Source organism: Algoriphagus machipongonensis, from assembly GCF_000166275.1.
Classification (GTDB): Bacteria; Bacteroidota; Bacteroidia; order Cytophagales; family Cyclobacteriaceae; genus Algoriphagus; species Algoriphagus machipongonensis.
In genome coordinates, this window is record NZ_CM001023.1 from 4,713,171 (window position 1) to 4,730,597 (window position 17,427).

11 protein-coding genes are annotated in these 17,427 nt (G+C 38.8%); 4 read left to right on the top strand and 7 right to left on the bottom strand.

Annotated features, from left to right (window positions below; genetic code table 11):
• Positions 1-1,289 precede the first annotated feature (1,289 nt).
• Positions 1,290-2,324 (bottom strand): RluA family pseudouridine synthase, encoded by a 1,035-nt coding sequence (locus tag ALPR1_RS19985; RefSeq protein ID WP_008203416.1) that lies wholly within the window; start codon positions 2,322-2,324, stop codon positions 1,290-1,292.
• 56 nt (positions 2,325-2,380) lie between these two features.
• On the opposite strand from ALPR1_RS19985, the gene ALPR1_RS19990 reads away from it, so the two are divergent.
• A complete protein-coding gene (locus ALPR1_RS19990; RefSeq protein WP_008203418.1) occupies positions 2,381-3,304 on the top strand; it encodes a 1-aminocyclopropane-1-carboxylate deaminase/D-cysteine desulfhydrase in 924 nt (307 codons plus the stop codon).
• Here ALPR1_RS19990 and ALPR1_RS19995 read toward each other — a convergent pair.
• The 3 genes from ALPR1_RS19995 to ALPR1_RS20005 all read right to left on the bottom strand — a co-directional run bounded on the left by ALPR1_RS19995 (position 3,279) and on the right by ALPR1_RS20005 (position 7,248).
• The gene (locus ALPR1_RS19995) at positions 3,279-3,923 is read right to left on the bottom strand and encodes an AlbA family DNA-binding domain-containing protein (RefSeq protein WP_008203420.1); all 645 of its coding nucleotides are present in this window, start codon (positions 3,921-3,923) and stop codon (positions 3,279-3,281) included. The two genes, ALPR1_RS19990 and ALPR1_RS19995, sit on opposite strands and share 26 nt — an antisense overlap.
• Before the next feature lie 22 nt (positions 3,924-3,945).
• On the bottom strand, positions 3,946-5,985 hold the full coding sequence (gene uvrB / locus ALPR1_RS20000; RefSeq protein ID WP_008203422.1) for an excinuclease ABC subunit UvrB: 2,040 nt from the start codon (positions 5,983-5,985) through the stop codon (positions 3,946-3,948).
• A 63-nt stretch (positions 5,986-6,048) separates the two neighbouring features.
• Positions 6,049-7,248, bottom strand: coding sequence for an Lnb N-terminal periplasmic domain-containing protein (locus tag ALPR1_RS20005; protein WP_008203423.1), 1,200 nt, complete (start codon positions 7,246-7,248; stop codon positions 6,049-6,051).
• Positions 7,249-7,286: 38 nt separating this feature from the next.
• Here ALPR1_RS20005 and ALPR1_RS20010 point away from each other — a divergent pair, with 38 nt between their 5' ends.
• The 3 genes from ALPR1_RS20010 (at position 7,287) to ALPR1_RS20020 (ending at position 11,491) form a co-directional block, all read left to right on the top strand.
• Complete coding sequence (locus ALPR1_RS20010) at positions 7,287-9,602, top strand: T9SS type A sorting domain-containing protein (protein ID WP_008203425.1); 2,316 nt, start codon at positions 7,287-7,289, stop codon at positions 9,600-9,602.
• A gap of 79 nt (positions 9,603-9,681) precedes the next feature.
• Positions 9,682-10,995, top strand: coding sequence for a gluconate:H+ symporter (locus ALPR1_RS20015; RefSeq protein WP_008203426.1), 1,314 nt, complete (start codon positions 9,682-9,684; stop codon positions 10,993-10,995).
• Positions 10,996-11,017: 22 nt separating this feature from the next.
• Positions 11,018-11,491, top strand: coding sequence for a RidA family protein (locus ALPR1_RS20020; protein ID WP_008203428.1), 474 nt, complete (start codon positions 11,018-11,020; stop codon positions 11,489-11,491).
• Here the strand turns inward: ALPR1_RS20020 and ALPR1_RS20025 are convergent.
• From ALPR1_RS20025 to ALPR1_RS20035, 3 genes are all read right to left on the bottom strand, one after another.
• On the bottom strand, positions 11,488-12,882 hold the full coding sequence (locus ALPR1_RS20025) for an MltF family protein (RefSeq protein ID WP_008203429.1): 1,395 nt from the start codon (positions 12,880-12,882) through the stop codon (positions 11,488-11,490). The two genes, ALPR1_RS20020 and ALPR1_RS20025, sit on opposite strands and share 4 nt — an antisense overlap.
• A gap of 135 nt (positions 12,883-13,017) precedes the next feature.
• The gene (locus tag ALPR1_RS20030) at positions 13,018-14,364 is read right to left on the bottom strand and encodes a TolC family protein (protein ID WP_008203430.1); all 1,347 of its coding nucleotides are present in this window, start codon (positions 14,362-14,364) and stop codon (positions 13,018-13,020) included.
• Positions 14,364-17,426 carry an efflux RND transporter permease subunit gene (locus ALPR1_RS20035; RefSeq protein ID WP_008203431.1) on the bottom strand — a complete coding sequence of 1,021 codons (3,063 nt, stop codon included), beginning with the start codon at positions 17,424-17,426 and terminating at the stop codon, positions 14,364-14,366. The genes ALPR1_RS20030 and ALPR1_RS20035 overlap by 1 nt, the downstream gene beginning before the upstream one ends.
• Between the last annotated feature and the right edge of the window lies 1 nt (position 17,427).

Below are 17,427 nucleotides of genomic sequence, written 5' to 3' on the forward strand. Positions count from 1 at the left end.
AAATAGGTTTATGGTTTGAGTTATTATATCTTCTGTTATTAAGGATTTGAATAACAACAATTTGTCAATACCAAAATGTCATCCTCTTATAAATGACTGCCCAAAATTAGAAATACCTGCCATTTATTACAATTTTGACAATATTTTATTTTATTTTTTACAGTATCTATAATTAAATAATAATTTATTTTACTTAATGTAATTCACCTAGTAAATTTTAAGTAATTATTATTAAAATGATAATATTTTATCATTTCACTGTATACACATATTTAATTAGGCCGTACTACCACTTGACCAAATCATACAACACCTCTTATCTAAAGGGCATAAAAAAAACCATGAAATACAATTTCATGGTTTTAGTCAATTAACAATAAACCCAAAATAACCTGCTGTAGGAGAAGGATTCGAACCTCCACGGAGTAGTTAGGCAAATTACGAGCTCGCTAAATGCTTTATCCCATGACCTCCACCCCCGAGACAGGAGGGCTTGTCTGCCAATTTCAACATCCTACAGTATGTGTTTTTCGGCCCTATGCCGAATAATCTTTTCTGGAAGTATTACTTTGGGCAAAAGCGTTTTACAGCTTTTCGTCATTCTTGACTTCCATTGTTTCAAAAGTAACAGATCAAACGTTTCATTGCAAATAAATTATCATTTAATTTATTTTATTACATTATTTTTAATAAAAAAGCATTTTTAATGATTTTTAAGCAATCCAGAATGAGATTCAATCATTCACATTTAGAATTTTGCAATATTCGATAAGAAGGATTGTTTGGTAAACAAGGGCAGTCTGAAAAAAATTAGGCATAAAAAAAACCATGAAATACAATTTCATGGTTTTAGTCAATTAACAATAAACCCAAAATAACCTGCTGTAGGAGAAGGATTCGAACCTCCACGGAGTAGTTAGGCAAATTTACGAGCTCGCTAAATGCTTTATCCCATGACCTCCACCCTCGAGACAGGAGGGCTTGTCTGCCAATTTCAACATCCTACAGTATGTGTAAAAGAGAACTTTTATCCCTTTTGATGTTTCAAATATAGGCACAGCAGATTGATTATTACAAATTATCTAAAAAATAATCTAAAAATTTACAGTTTATATAATGAAATCGATTGAATTTTGTCAAATCCTAAATTATGGAGGTAAATCAACTTGTTATTTTAACGATATATCAATGAAGAGAATTGAAATTTTCATTATATTTTATAAAAAGCCTTTTTTTTATTTTTTTCGTAAAATTTTATCGAATAATTATCGATTCTAATAGCAATAACACTATTCAAAATTTACATAAGTCTCCCATTTCTCCAGTACATCTGCAAAATCTTTTGGTAAGCCTACTTCATAATAAACTTTTTCTTTGCTTACTGGATGAATGAAACCCAAAGACATCGCATGTAGAGCCTGTCGAGGGATCAAATCAAAACAATTTTGAACAAAAGTCTTATACTTTGAAAACTGAGTCCCTTTCCTGATTTTATCTCCCCCATACATCGCATCATTAAATAAAGGATGTCCAATATATTTCATATGAGCTCTGATCTGATGGGTTCGGCCTGTCTCTAGGTTACATTGAATCAAACTCACATACCGAAGCCTTTTCAAAACTTTCCAATGGGTGATCGCATGCTTTCCCTGCTCCCCATCTGGAAAAACATCCATTACCTTTCTGTTCTTGGCGCTTCTCCCAACATTCCCTTCTATGGTTCCTTCATCCTCTTTAGGCTCTCCCCAAACCAATGCTATATAAGTCCTGTCTATTGTATGATGGAAAAACTGCGAGGCTAAATGCGTCATTGCTTCTTCCTGCTTGGCAATTACCAAAAGCCCAGAAGTGTCTTTATCAATCCGGTGAACCAAACCTGGTCTGCCTTCATTCCCTTTCATTTCCGGCAAATCTTGAAAATGATAGACCAAAGCATTTGCCAGAGTCCCGGACCAATTTCCATGAGCTGGATGAACAACCATTCCTGCAGGTTTATTGACGATCAGCAAATATTTATCTTCATAAATAATATCAAGCTCGATCTTTTCAGGATAAACTTCCGTATCCCTAGGTGGCTTTTCCATCATAACCTTGATGTCATCCATGGGCTTGATTTTATAATTTGCCTTTGTAGGTTTACCATTCACCAAAACCGAACCTGCATCAATGGCCTGCTGCACTTTATTCCGAGTAGCGTTGGCTAATTTTTCGCTTAGAAACTTATCAATCCTGATATTTTTCTGCCCTTTATCTATGGAAATCTGGTAATGCTCAAATAATTCGACTTCCTCGTCTTCAAAGTCTTCTGCTGGATTATTGCTCATGTTACAAAAATAGAAGTATCAAGGTTAACTTTGCTACAAACATTGAAATCAAGCTTATGCTTTTAGAAAATCCAGTACAAAATCAATGGTTAGACCACCCCCTTTTTGAGGAAAAAGAGGTGGAAGTAGCGATAAAACGTCTGGATTTAATACATCCTGTAATTTCTGGAAATAAGTTTTATAAGCTCAATTACAATTTAGAAGAGGCATTAAAAACCAACAAGAATATAATTTTAACATTTGGCGGAGCCTATTCAAACCACATTTCCGCTGTTGCCCTTGCTGCCAAAGTAGCCGGATTGAAATCGATTGGAATAATACGTGGAGAAAAAGTAATGCCGTTGAATCCCACTTTGGAAGAAGCTGAATCCAATGGAATGCATTTACACTTTATTAGCAGGGAGTCCTACCGAAACAAAACCCAACCCGATTTTATGGAAGAGCTCAAATCTCAATTTGATGATTTCTATCTTATTCCAGAGGGTGGGACAAATGCTTTAGCCATCCAGGGAACAAATGAAATCCTGAAAGAAACCGATTCCATTTTCAGTCATATTTTTACCCCCATTGGGACTGGGGGCACTTTTGCCGGATTATCCAAGTCTTTGGAGAAGGGACAAAATTTATTAGGAGTATCTTCTTTGAAAGGAAAATTCATCCATTCTGAAATAGAAAACTTACTCACTCAATACGATATTTCACCCAAAGGAAATTTCAAAATTTTGGATCAATATCATTTTGGAGGATATGCAAAATATAACCAGGAATTGATTGAGTTTATCTGGAGTTTTTTTGAAGATTTTGGAATTATTCTAGACCCTATTTATACCAGTAAAATGGCCTTTGCAGCCTGGGATCTGGTAGCTACCAATCATTTCTCCAAAGGATCAAAAATTCTTCTCCTTCATACAGGAGGTCTCCAAGGAAATAAAGGATTTACTAATCGAACAGGCATTAAACTTCCTGATTTTTCAGAGTAAAATAGTCCTCCGATTCTTGGGGGTGAATTTTTAAAACATTAGCCAGAACTAACCTCACCAATGTTCGAGATGCCAAAAACTTAGGGATTTTAGCAAGCTTGGAATATTCTTTTAAGGTAATTTTTTGATTCTCTTCCAGAGCTTTTAGCAGGACTTCCTCTTTTCTTCCATATGTAAAAACCATGTCTTTTGGAGATTTCCCTCTTCTCAAAATTTCCCAAACCTCCATGCTGGCCTGCACACTCCTGTCAGCCACACGTATGTATGACTGCTTTTTCTTGTTTTCTTTAAGGTAATGAGGCCGATCTGGGCTAAATTCAACTTTAAATACAGCTACTCCTTTTTTTGGGTTGAGCGAAAAAGTAAAAAGCTCATAGCTTAACTCAGGAAAAATCAATTCACGAATAGCTTTTTCCATTACATAAACCTCTTCCTCTATAAACCGTTGGCCGGAAACCGTCCCGTCATCATCTACACCTATCATCAACACTCCCCCTGAGGTGTTTGCAAAGGCAATCAACTCACGCACAATTTTTTCAGGATGTGCAGCTTTCTTCTTAAACTCAATTTTTAACCCCTCCCCTTTTGAGGCAAGGCTCTTAACTTCTTGAAGAGTCATCTCTTAATAGTTCAACCGTATTTTATCCCGGAATTCGGGAAAGCTCTTCCAAACGTGATTTTTGAGACTGCCACTCATCGCGCAATCTTGCAGCTTCCATAAAATTTAATTCCTTGGCAGCTTTTTCCATCTGTTTTTGAGTTTGAACAATCAGCTTCTCAAGCTTCTCTTTGCTCAAATACTGGACAACAGGATCGGCAGCCATATTTTCCTCTCCAGGCATTGGACCAGCGTAAACTTTTGGATTTCTTTTGGAATCCGCCACTTTAGTTTGACCCATGATTTTATCTCTGGACTTAATCACTGTAGTTGGAGTAATGCCATGCTCTTCATTATAGGCAATCTGCAAAGCTCTTCTCCTTTTAGTTTCATCGATGGCCATTTTCATAGAAGGAGTTATCTTATCGGCGTACATGATTACCCTTCCCTCTTGATTTCGAGCTGCTCTACCTATGGTTTGTACCAAACTTCTTTCATTTCTAAGAAAGCCTTCTTTATCTGCATCCAGAATTGCTACTAATGATACTTCAGGCAGATCCAATCCCTCTCTAAGTAAATTTACTCCCACCAGCACATCAAAAATCCCCAATCGAAGTTCCCTTAGAATTTCTACCCGATCCAATGTTTTCACTTCCGAGTGGATATATCGTGACTTCACTCCTGCACGCTCCAAGTATTTTTGGAGTTCTTCCGCCATACGTTTGGTCAATGTAGTCACCAAAACACGCGCATCAGTTTTTATGGTTTGATCTATCTCTTCGAGCAAATCATCTATTTGATTTTGACTTGGTCTTACGTCAATGGTAGGATCCAAAAGCCCCGTAGGTCTAATAATCTGTTCCACTACTTCACCCTCGGTTAGGTTAAGCTCATAGTCTGCCGGAGTCGCGGAGACATAAACCACCTGATTTGCTAGTGTTTCAAATTCCTCAAATTTCAAAGGCCTATTATCCAAAGCAGAGGGAAGTCGGAAACCAAAATCCACCAAATTTACCTTCCTTGACCTGTCTCCTCCCCACATGGCACGAACCTGCGGAACTGTCACATGGCTTTCATCAATGACCAAAAGAAAATCATCAGGGAAATAATCTATCAAACAGAAGGGTCTGGCCCCTGGCTCTCTTCTATCAAAATACCTGGAATAATTCTCAACTCCAGAACAATAGCCTAACTCTCGAATCATTTCCAAATCAAACTCTGTTCTCTCCTGCAACCTTTTTGCCTCCATAAATTTCCCTTCTTTTTCAAAGAAATTTACCTGAGCCACCATGTCATGTTGTATTTCATGAATCGCAGTTTGCAAGGTGTCTTTTCCTGTGACAAAAAGGTTAGCTGGGAAAATCGAAATGATTTTTTCATCGTTAAGCTTTTTACCACTTTTTGGATCAATCCGCTGAATAGCTTCAATCTCATCTCCCCAGAAGAAAATACGATATCCCCAATCTGCATAGGCAACAAAAATATCTACTGTATCTCCTTTGACCCGGAATGTACCGTGTGTCAAATCTTGCTGTGTTCTGCTGTATAAAATATCTACCAGCTTAAATAATAGCTGATTTCTGGGGATACGATCACCTTCCTGTAATCGAATCACGTTTTTCCCAAATTCCTCAGGGTTTCCAATACCATAAATACAGGATACGGATGCAACTACAATCACATCTCTTCTTCCAGTAAGCAAACTTGAACTAGCGCTCAGCCTAAGTTTTTCTATTTCATCATTGATCGAAAGATCCTTTTCAATGTAGGTACCCGAACTCGGGATAAATGCTTCGGGCTGGTAGTAATCATAATAGGAGATAAAATATTCAACAGCATTCTCAGGGAAAAACTGCTTGAATTCACCATATAGCTGAGCTGCCAAAGTTTTATTATGGCTTAAAATCAAAGTAGGCTTTTGAACCTGCTGTATTAAGTTAGCTATTGTAAAAGTTTTTCCCGAACCGGTAACGCCGAGCAACACCTGGGCTTTTTCACCATTGTTCACTCCTTCCGAAAGCTTCTCTATTGCCTTTGGTTGATCTCCAGTGGGTTGATAATCGGATGTTAGTTTAAATTCCATGGTTCTTTCTAAGCTATTCCAACACGCATTTACATCACAATAGTTTACTTTCTAACCAAATAATCAGACAAGTCTCTTTTTAAAACGCTCCAAATTATAATACAGGTAGTTGGTTCGAAGAATTACCACAAGCATTAATGGTATCAAACTTGGGTGAAATGATTGCCAACCCAAAATCCAAAATACAATTGCTGCATCGGCTAAAATCAAAGCGATTAATAGGTATTGCTTTACCCAAGGTTTGAAGGTCTTGGAAAGTAATCCAGGAATCAACAATAAATGCCCTGGGAAGGCCCAAAGAATATTCCAATTATACTTGGTGGAAGGTATGTCGGATGCTATCCACAAGGCTGCCATCACCAAACCAACCAAACCTAATATTCCAAAAAACGCTAAGTCAAAACCTATAAATAGTTTTTTCTTTTTAAAGCCAATATAGGTGGTGATTATAAACAAAATAGCCACTATCCAAAATAGTAAATAAGGATTAAAAGTACCCAATGTACCCTGGGGAGCCTGAAAATCAAGTATCACGCGATTGTTACTTACCAAAGAGCGCGTGGGTCCATCCCCTTCAATTTCTGCCCTTGCAAATGCCTCTTCCATATAAGAGGGTAGAAACTGCTCCTCTCTTGGACTTGCATCCTGATCAAGCCTAGAACCCAAAGCCAGGTCAATTCCTAAATCTGACCAAGGCATATAAAACACTTTTTCATCAATAAGCTGCCTAAAGGTTTTTTCTACTGCTTGCTGTTCTTCATTATGCCAAACCAATTGATCTCCTAGAACTTCATCCATCAAATCAATAATTCGCGTGGCACAATTATCATAGAAGAAATCGTATCTATAGGCTCTATTCTGAGGCATATAGTTGATCTCTAATAACTCCATTAAGGCCAATTTTTGTGCTTGATTGAGAGCCAGTTCTTGTTCTCTCACACTTCGCTCAAAATAATTGTACTCTGCAATAAACCTCTCAAACGTGGATCGGGATAAAAAATAATCTAACCTGCCTGTGGCAAAATTCAACACAAAGTTAGGGGCTCCAAAATCAAAGGTTCCATAATTATAAACCAAGTCCTGACCGGTTTGTAAATCCTGTACTCTAACAGCACTATGCCCAAATGAACTATAAATCTCTTCACCAGGGTCACAGGTCAATAAACTGATTCTATACTGCTGGGCATAAGACTCTGAAAACCCAGTACTTAAAAGAATGAAAGAAAAAATTATTTGAAAGAAACTCTTCTTTTTCAGATTCATTTTTAGTATATTAGTTATACTTTTTAAAATTACTTTTTATGTTAGCAAAGGCTACATATTCCCTTTACAGGATGTTTTTTACCTGCCGAATATACAGGTTTCTTTTGGCAGTTGTATTGATTTGTGCCTATTGGCAAGAGCTCTTTTCTCAAGAAACCGGAGCATTCAAGACTATCCAATCTGGAAATTTTTCTGATTTAAGTACCTGGAATATTTATGATGGTTCCAGTTGGAATGCAGCTACTTTTAAACCCGGACCCAGTAATGATATTTACATAGATCAAACTCACACATTAACTTTAATAGGAAACGAATCTGTCAAAAGTATTTATATAAATGCAGAAACAGGCGCTGCAATAAAGCTCAACTTAAACAGCTATTCTCTATCTATTTATGGAAGTCTTAACGCATTTTCCGGAATGGCACCAGGCACTCTTTCAGGAAGCTGGAACAGTCAAAACTGGATTGGGAATTCCATAACCAGCAGATTGATTTTCAAAGGGACATCGAGAATCATCATTTACAAGGACTCCTGGAGTGGATTCACTACTAATAGCCGATATTCAGTAGAATTTGATCCCGGGGATGGAGTCATCCTTGAGGTCGAAGAACCAATAAAAGCCTTGAATTTCATTATTAAGTCAGGTACAGTCCTCCAAAAAATAGATAATTCAGTCATCCCTGCCTCCTGTGCAACATTTTCATTCAATAATGAAAGTATAAATGGAACGGGTGCCTTTGGTGACTTCACCATTGAAGCTGGTGGCACTCTAATTTCTCAATGCAACGATGGAATCATTTTTAGATCAGGAATCTCGGGTACTCCCAATAGCGCAGCAAACTTTATTTTAGAAGATGAAGGTCAGCTTATTTTAGAGGGTACTTCTCCTCAAATTGAAGCGGCAAATTTCACACTTGATGGTCAAGTGATTTTTAACAACGATGATTTTACGCAAAACTTTTTATCGAGCTCCTATCTAGGCTCGGCTGTTCCAATTGCATTTCATGACATTGAAATTCAAGGTTCCCAAGACCTGAATTTACCCACTTTTTTAGAAGTCTTTGGTGATTTGAAAAAATCAGGTTCAGGTAACTTCTTGATGAGCAGCACTGAAATTGAATTCTCTGGACCCCATAATCAACAAGTGCAAGGCTTCAGTATGAATGTGGGCAAATTGGAAATCAATAAAAGCGGTGGAACAGTGGCTTTTGAAGAAGACCTACAAGTACTAGGCGATTTTACGCAAGCCGCCGGAATATTAGATTTGGGAGGGAATAACCTTTCTATAAACACTTCACTAACTGGAGGCCTCAATTATTCCGGAGGTTCTTGGAAGAATATTCAGCAATTTACCTATTACGGCGTGCCTCCACTACTCACCCCTTCCAATGGAACATTTCCCTTTACTGACCAATTTCAAGGTGGGATTAGAAAAGTCCAGTTGCTAGGAGCAAATACAGGTGGTAACCTCGAGATAAATTTTATAGAGTATAAGGGCGTAGACTTCAATCCTGGCTTTAATGATTCAGATGCTACTCCAATTCTCTATCGACTCTTTAGCTATTTTCAATTTTCTGGCCTAAACCCTTCAAGCCTTCCTCTTGAGCTTCGAATTTCAGCAGATAAACTAATTGTGGATGACGTGGACGATTTACGGATCGTAGGAACTGGTTACGCTGCTCCAGGCAGCCATTTGGCGGGTTTAGACCCAGTGGAGTTATGGGCAAGGCGAGAATTGAATGCAGATGAATTATCAGGAGTAAATTTTACGGTAGGTAGCTATAGAACACTTTCCATTCTCCCCTTGACCTGGTTATCTACAAAAGCAATTTCGAAGCAAGGGTACAGTCTCATTTATTGGGAAATAGCGAATGAAAACTCTATTCAACAATTTGAAATTTATCGATATTCAAACAGCCTAAATGACTCTACTCTTATAGGAAAATTTACTGCAGAGAATAATACCTTCAGCAAATCCAAATTTCAATTCAAGGATCAGGAATTGCTTCCTTCCGGAGAAATTTATTACCAATTAAAAGGTCTTGATACAAAAGGAAAAGAATCCTGGAGTAAGGTCTTTAGACTAAAAGGTAAAAGAGAGCTTGAGGCTCAAATCAAATTATTCCCTAATCCATATGATGGCTCAACACCAATTAAGTTGTTCATCCCCCAAGAAATTGGATCAAGCGATATGCAAATAAGTATAGTGAGTTTCTTAGGAGAGCACATAAGCACAGCACCATACCAAGTGGAGTCTTTTGCCAATGAAGTAAATCAGTTATCACCGGGAATTTATATGATATATTTACAAGCAGAGGGTGAAGCTTATCAAGTAAAACTTTTAAAAAAGTAAGACTAGTCGGATAGACGTAATTTCCAGAATGCAATTCCACCATTTTTTTTATCTTGCTCATTAAACCCAATCTTGACCTATGACCATTCTTTTAGTACTGCTCAGTATTGCCATATTAGTTCTGCTTATTGTCTGGGCTAAACTCAATCCTTTTCTAGCATTTATTATTTCATCCATTATTGCAGGCTTTTTATTAGGCATGCCGGCAGATCAAATTGCGGGATCAGTTCAAAAAGGAATTGGTGACCTTTTAGGAGGTTTGGTTATTGTTATTGTTACAGGTGCTATGCTAGGAAAGCTTGTCGCGGAAAGTGGGGCAGCACAGCGAATTGCTGACTTCCTTATGGGTATTTTTGGACAAAAAAATATCATATGGGCCATGTCAATCACTGGATTGGTTGTCGGCATTCCTCTCTTTTACAATGTTGGATTTGTATTATTGGTGCCCTTGGCCTTTACCGTAGCCTATCAATACAAAATTTCTGCTGTGTACGTAGGGATTCCCCTGCTTGCTGCTTTATCCGTAACACATGGATTTTTACCACCGCATCCTTCACCAGCTGCATTAGTTGCACAGTTTGATGCCAACATGGGCTTAACCTTATTTTATGGTTTCATTATAGCCATCCCCACCATCATTATAGCGGGCCCAATTTTCGCCAAGACTTTAAAAAATGTCAAAGCGAGTCCCTTAAAAACCTTCCAAGCAGAAACCCGACCTGAGTCTGAGCTTCCGGGAACTTTCAACAGTTTTTTTACTGCCTTACTCCCTGTGTTTTTATTGGTTGGAATGACTGCATTAAACCTAAATACTAGCGCAGAGAGCAGCATAGCTCCGTTGATTGGATTTGTAGCTGACCCAGCGATTGTGATGTTGATTTCTGTCTTGGTTGCTACATACACTTTGGGACTCAGAAGGAATTTTAAAATGACCCAATTGATGGATATATATACCATCGCTACAAAAGATATCGCCATGATTTTATTAATTGTGGCAGGTGCAGGAGCATTGAAACAAATCTTTACGGATACCGGCGTGAGTCAGGTTATTGCTGATGGATTAAGTACCTGGGATGTCCAGCCGCTATTCTTAGCCTGGGTAATAACTGCAATTATTCGAGTTTGTGTAGGGTCTGCAACAGTAGCAGGCTTGACTACGGCTGGAATCATAGCACCATTGGTAGGTACCATGAATGTTGACCCAAATTTGCTGGTACTCTCTATCGGGGCAGGAAGCTTGATGTTTTCCCACTTCAACGATGCGGGCTTCTGGATGTATAAGGAGTTTTTTAATGTGAGTATCAAAGACACTATCCGTACTTGGTCCTTAATGGAAACGCTGGTGGCAGTCTTTGGATTAATTGGAGTCCTTATTTTAAATTTATTTATCTAACCCTATTTATCCTCTCAAAATCATGGGAACACCTGAAAGTAATTTTGCAAAACTTGATCTAATATTACCCCCGGCTCCAAAGCCACTGGGAGTATACAAGCCCTGCCTTATTGATGGAAACTACTTATATCTTTCCGGACACGGCACTGTCCAAGAGGATGGTAGCTTGATTATAGGTAGAATCGGTGTGGATATGGATATTGAAGAAGGAAAATTGGCTGCACGACAAGTTGGCTTGGCTATGCTTGCTACTATCAAAGCTAATCTTGGTTCTTTAAACAGAGTAAAGCGAGTGATCAAAGTCTTAGGAATGGTCAACTGCAAGGATGATTTCCTCAAACACCCCTATATTATCAATGGCTGCAGTGAATTATTTGCTGAGGTATGGGGAACCGAAAATGGAATTGGAGTAAGGTCCGCTGTAGGCATGGGATCCTTGCCAGACAATATCCCCGTGGAAGTGGAAGCCATGTTTGAGCTACACGAAGGAGCTTAAGGTTCAACTAGTGCCTTATAGGAATCAAAAATACTGAGGATGTCTTTGACATAATTGACAGCAAGGTGGCCTTTTGCAAAACCGCTTTTTACCACTGGATCTTTATAATACTTTGGATCAGTTTTTAACTCGAGAAATTCAGAGACATCTTCCCAACTTTGGGTATTACGACCATACTTCATTGCAAGTCTCCAGGCATCTTCCACATGTCCATGCCCTATATTATAGGAGGCCAAAATATACTTGACACGTTCATTCGTTTCAGGCACTCTCTCCATCCAAAACTTATCCAGATAGCGTAGATATCTCACACCGCCAGAAAGTGACTCTATAGGATCATGAGGATTGCTGACTCCAAACCTTTCTAAAGTGACAGGCATCAATTGAAGTAATCCTGTGGCTCCAGCGTAGGAAGTTGCCGTTGTGTCAAACCTAGACTCCTTGTATACCAAAGATGCAAGAAGTCTCCAGTCCCAGCCCAGCTGCTCTGCTCCACTTTGAATAATTTCGTCAAAATTTGAAATACGGTTTCCTGCCAAGGATGAAAATGGGCTGTTGGAGCGAAAATAGCTGTTTTTAGAGTTCAAAAAGTATTTCGCGTATAAATCTGGAATAAATCGCTTTTGCTTATCCTCCATCCAAGTATTGACTGTTGACAATAATTGTGGAGAATTATTTCTAACAACCCAAGACACCTCACCTGCTTTTTCTACATTCCAGGAGATATCCAACCCATCATAATAGGTGCCGTTGGCCTGAGCAATATTTTGATCGGCAATTGTCCATTTAATTTCATCCTGAACAATTTTGTCTATCAAGGTCTCTTCATGGTCGGGACTTTCTAAGACAGTAAATTGAACCTTCATAGAATCTTTCACGGCGCAAAGCTGTGATTTATAGATTGATCCTTGACGAACCACAATAGTATCGCCTTCCAAATCTGACCATGATTCCACCTTACCTGAAGATTTTCTCCCCACCAGGACTGTATTCATTTTTCCTAAAGGCAAAGTAAACTCAGCGCGGTTTTGTCGTTCTTCATTTTTAACGAGGTTCATGGCAATGATATCCACTTTTCCATCTTCCAAATAATCGAAGGCATCATTAATGTCAGAAACCAAAACTAGGTGTAATTGAACTTTCAGCCTTTTGGCAAGGTCGCGTAGCAATTCATACTCATACCCCATCCTTCTTCCTCGGTATATGTAATATCCCGTAGAGTTATTATCCACAGCTGCACGTATATAACCTCTAGTCTTGATTCCAGGTAGGTCCAGGATATAGGCTTCTTCTTCCACCTTTTTACCGAAGTTTTTTTCCAGAAAGGTGCATTGTACCCCAAAGATTAATAGGGTTACTACAGCAAAGAAAAGAATGAGTGCTTTCTTCATGAACAAGGACTAGTAAAGTCCGAATGGTTCTCGAAAGCAGGATTTGGCAAATGCTATGCCAAAACAATTGCAAAGCATTTCCTAAAAAAAGCAAATAAAAAAATGAGCCTGATAAAATCAGGCTCAAATTCTTTTTTAATTCTCTGTTGGCAAATCTAACTCTTCAAAACTATTCTGGAAAAAGATTCTCCCAGATAGCCTCATCAGTTCGATTTCCATCTCCTTAATATTATAAATCGAGGTAATTAATCGGTTTTCTGCAGTCAATAAATTGACTTGAGCATCCCTAAATTCCAAGTAGGAGGATATTCCCAGTCTAAACCTTTCCAAAGCAATATCGGTGTTTTCTTTCGCCACTTCGTAATTACTCTTTTCGATTTCCAATAAGTTTCTGTTCGTCTCATACGTGTTATATGCTCTATGAATATCAGAAGTCAATTGAATTTCATATTGATCTAAGGCATAGCCCTGAATTTTCTTTTGGACTTTGGCATTTTGAATTCTTCTATTCAATGTCAATCCGCTGAATAGGTTCAACGTAATATTTCCGCCAAAATTAAAACCTTGTCTTTGGTTTTGAAGCAAGAAACCAGCATCTGAATTAGACGTGTTATTCACATATGTGCCCGTTAGATTTATCTGAGGAAGCCTTGACGTTTGAAGTTCTTTCAGTTGAAGGAATGCCACGTTTTCCTGTCTTTGCGACACTAATAACTGCTTATTTTCCATAAAGGCATTTTCTTCCAAATCCAATAATCTAAGCTGATCACCCACCGTAATGGTGTCATTCACTTGAAATTCAGTATCAGGTGCTAAAGCCATCAACTCATTCAAGTTAATTCTTGCTGCTCTAATGATTTGCTCTTGATTGACCAACAAGGTTAAATCTGAATTGTAATCCACTTCTGCCGTAAGGAAATCCCTCTTTCCAGCTCCACCTAGCTCATACTGAGCTTCGGCAATATCCAGTCTGGATTGACTCAGCTCAAGGGTTCTTTTTAAAACCTCATATCTCTGGAGTTCAAGCACCAATCGGTAATAGGCGGTAGAAATTCCTGCTACCGTATTTTCAACCACTATTTTAGCATCAAGTTCTGAAATTTCAGTCAGTTGACCGAGTCGTTTCATTACCACAATATTCTCTGGTTGAAATCCATAAATCCCCACTATACTAAAATTCTCTGTTCGGGATTTAGCGTTATCGATAGTACGAGGGTCTGGGTCATTGATAAACTTTTGCTCTACGTCCTCTTTACTGAAATTCCGGGCATAGGTCGCATCAATTACTGGAAGAAAATAATCGCCAACACCGATTTTTTCATTCGTTTCGTTGACCGTGACATTTTCCACAGCAATTTTTATCTCCAGATTTTTTTCCAAGCCAATTTGAATCGCTTTTTCTAGATCAAGAGATTCTGGACTTTGGGCAAAAAGAGTAGTACCTATACTGCTCATTAAGAGCACTGCAATAAAATTCTTCATTAAATTCTGGCTAATCTTCCTTCTTTGGATGTGAGATAAGTATAAATAGCTGGGATCACGAAAAGGGTTAATATGGTCGCAAAGGTCAAACCTCCAATTACTGCAGCTCCCATCGGAACACGGCTTTCGGCCCCTGCTCCTAGCCCTAGCGCAATTGGCAAAATCCCTAATATTGTCGATAAACTTGTCATCAAAATCGGTCTGAATCGTGCCACAGCAGCTCCATAAATGGCTTCATGAATTGACATCCCTGAGGCCTTTCGTTGATTGGCAAATTCCACTATCAGAATACCATTTTTGGTCACCAGACCTATAAGCATGATGATACCGATCTGACTAAAGATATTTAAAGTGAAACCTAGAGACCAAAGGGTAAACAGCGCTCCAAAAATCGCAAGTGGAACTGTAAACATAATGGTTAATGGATCCAAGAAACTTTCAAATTGAGCAGAAAGGACAAGGTAAATCAATACCAATGCAAAAAGGAATGCAAAGAGTAAGCTGTTTGAACTCTCTCTGAATTCTTTGGAAGGTCCTGATACGTCCGTGGCAAATGACTCATCCAGTACTTCAGCTGCGATTTTGTCCATCTCGGCCAATCCATCTCCAATCGTGTAACCAGGAGCCAAGTTGGCAGAAACAGTACCACTCACAAATCGATTAAATCTATACAATTGTGGTGGCGTACTTTTTTCTGTCACCTTCACAAGGTTATCTAGCTGAACCAAACTTCCATTTTCAGCACGTACATAAAGCATTCTTAGATTGACTGGTTCATTTCGATCTTCCAATCTCATTTCACCGACAACTTGGTATTGCTTACCATTCTTGATAAAATAAGCAAAGCGCTGGCCTGAATAGGATAATTGTAGGGTTCTAGCAATCTCCTGAACAGAAACTCCAATATTTCTTGCTTTTGCCCTATCAATTTCTATTTCAAGTTCAGGTTTGGTGAATTTCAAATTGATATCTGAGAATATAAACGCTGGGCTTTTACCTACTTCCTCCATAAAGGTAGGAATGGCTTCCTTCAGTTTTTCCAAGGTAGGTGCCTGCAGTACATACTGAACTGGAAGTCCCCCTCTTCTATTACCAATAGACTGCGGCTCGGAAGCAAAAGCTCTAACTGCAGTGTATTCTTTGAGCATTTCATTGATCTCATTGAAGTAATCATTTTGAGACCTTTCCCTATTTTCAGAATCTGTCAAAATAAAGCGGATAAACCCTGAATTCGTGCTGGAAGAACCAAAACCAGGTGAAGTCACAGAAATCAAACCAGTAACTTCATCAGGTGGGAATTCGGCCTTAAAATCTGCTACCATCTGATCGATTACTCGGTCCATGTAGGAAAAAGTTGCTCCTTCTGGACCACTTAATTGAATCCTAATTTCTCCTCTATCCTCCACTGGAGCTAACTCACTTGGAATTTGATTAAATAACCAATAGATACCGATACCCATGAATGCAATAAGTACAAAGGATACCCATCGGAACTTCATAAAACCTCCAAGCATGCGGTCGTATCCATCATTCAACCAAACAAAAATTGGCTCTGTTGCATTGTAAAATCTATTGTGCTTTTCTCTTCTCTTCAGCAATCTAGAGCTTAGCATCGGCGTCATGGTCAATGCTACAAAAGATGAAATAATTACTGCTCCTGCTACCACAATACCAAATTCACGGAATAGTCTACCTGTCGTTCCAGTTAAGAATATTACAGGAAGGAATACCGCGGCCAAGGCTACTGTAGTCGCAATTACCGCAAAGAAGATCTCTTCAGCGCCTTTTTCTGCTGCTGCTAAAGGTTTCTCTCCCTTTTCTATTCGGGTATAGATGTTTTCCAATACCACAATAGCATCATCCACCACCAGTCCAATCGATAGCACGATACCCAGCAATGTCAAAACATTGATGGAAAAATCCATCACATACATAATGAAGAAAACTCCAATTAAGGAAATCGGGATTGTCAATACTGGAATAAAAGTCGTTCTCCAATCCCTAAGGAAAAGGAAGATAATCGCCACTACCAGAATAAAGGCGGTGAGTATAGTTTCCTGAACTTCTTGAATGGAACTTCGGATATACTCTGTGGAATCAAATCCAATTTCCAAGCCCACATCTTCTGGAAGATCTTTCTTGATGAATTCTAATCTTCTATAAAACTCATCTACGATTTCAATGTTATTGGATCCTGGCAAGGGTACTAAAACCACCCCAACCATGGGAACGCCATCTCTTTTCAAAACGGTTCGCTCGTTTAAAGCAGCCAATTCAGCATGTCCTACATCTTGAAAACGAACAATGTTATTTTGATCTTCTTTGATGATCAATGAATTGAATTCCTGCGGTGTGCTCAATCTACTTTTTGTCCTTACGGATAATTCAATTGCTTCACCTTCTATTCTTCCCGAAGGAAGCTCTACATTCTCACTTTGTACTTTTGAGAGCACATCCAATGGTGTGACGCCATAAGAAGCCATCTTTAACGGATCCATCCTTAGGCGTATTGCGTACTCTTTCTCTCCCCAAATTTGTACTCGGCTGACACCAGGGATAGTTTGCAAACGCTCTTTGAATATATTTTCCGCAATATCAGAAAGCTCCAATAAAGTTCTTTCGTCACTTTTTACATTCAAAAAGACGATAGGCTGAGAATCCGCATCGGCTTTGGAAACTACAGGTGGTTCTGCATCTGGAGGCAAATTCCTCTGTGCACCAGAAACTTTATCTCGAACATCATTTGCTGCTGCTTCCAGGTCAGCCCCAACATCAAATTCCACAGTAATACTACTTCCTCCATCATTACTGGTAGAAGTTAGAGACTTAATCCCTTGTATACCGTTAATCGCTTCTTCCAGAGGCTCGGTAATTTGTGCTTCAATGACATCAGCATTGGCTCCTACATAGGTAGTCCGAACATTGATCACAGGAGGATCCACACTTGGAAACTCCCGGATACCCAATAATGAAATCCCAATAGCACCAAAAAGTATGATGACTAGTGACATCACTATTGCCAATACCGGTCGGTTGATACTTACATTTGATAAGCTCGCCATG

What these genes read in the sequence shown, in the direction of transcription:
- ALPR1_RS20005 (WP_008203423.1), bottom strand. Translation starts at nt 7,248, where the DNA reads ATGAATCTGAAAAAGAAGAGTTTCTTTCAAATAATTTTTTCTTTCATT.
- ALPR1_RS19990 (WP_008203418.1), top strand. Translation starts at nt 2,381, where the DNA reads ATGCTTTTAGAAAATCCAGTACAAAATCAATGGTTAGACCACCCCCTT.
- ALPR1_RS20015 (WP_008203426.1), top strand. Translation starts at nt 9,682, where the DNA reads ATGACCATTCTTTTAGTACTGCTCAGTATTGCCATATTAGTTCTGCTT.
- ALPR1_RS20025 (WP_008203429.1), bottom strand. Translation starts at nt 12,882, where the DNA reads ATGAAGAAAGCACTCATTCTTTTCTTTGCTGTAGTAACCCTATTAATC.
- ALPR1_RS19995 (WP_008203420.1), bottom strand. Translation starts at nt 3,923, where the DNA reads ATGACTCTTCAAGAAGTTAAGAGCCTTGCCTCAAAAGGGGAGGGGTTA.
- ALPR1_RS20010 (WP_008203425.1), top strand. Translation starts at nt 7,287, where the DNA reads ATGTTAGCAAAGGCTACATATTCCCTTTACAGGATGTTTTTTACCTGC.
- ALPR1_RS19985 (WP_008203416.1), bottom strand. Translation starts at nt 2,324, where the DNA reads ATGAGCAATAATCCAGCAGAAGACTTTGAAGACGAGGAAGTCGAATTA.
- uvrB (WP_008203422.1), bottom strand. Translation starts at nt 5,985, where the DNA reads ATGGAATTTAAACTAACATCCGATTATCAACCCACTGGAGATCAACCA.
- ALPR1_RS20035 (WP_008203431.1), bottom strand. Translation starts at nt 17,426, where the DNA reads ATGGCGAGCTTATCAAATGTAAGTATCAACCGACCGGTATTGGCAATA.
- ALPR1_RS20030 (WP_008203430.1), bottom strand. Translation starts at nt 14,364, where the DNA reads ATGAAGAATTTTATTGCAGTGCTCTTAATGAGCAGTATAGGTACTACT.
- ALPR1_RS20020 (WP_008203428.1), top strand. Translation starts at nt 11,018, where the DNA reads ATGGGAACACCTGAAAGTAATTTTGCAAAACTTGATCTAATATTACCC.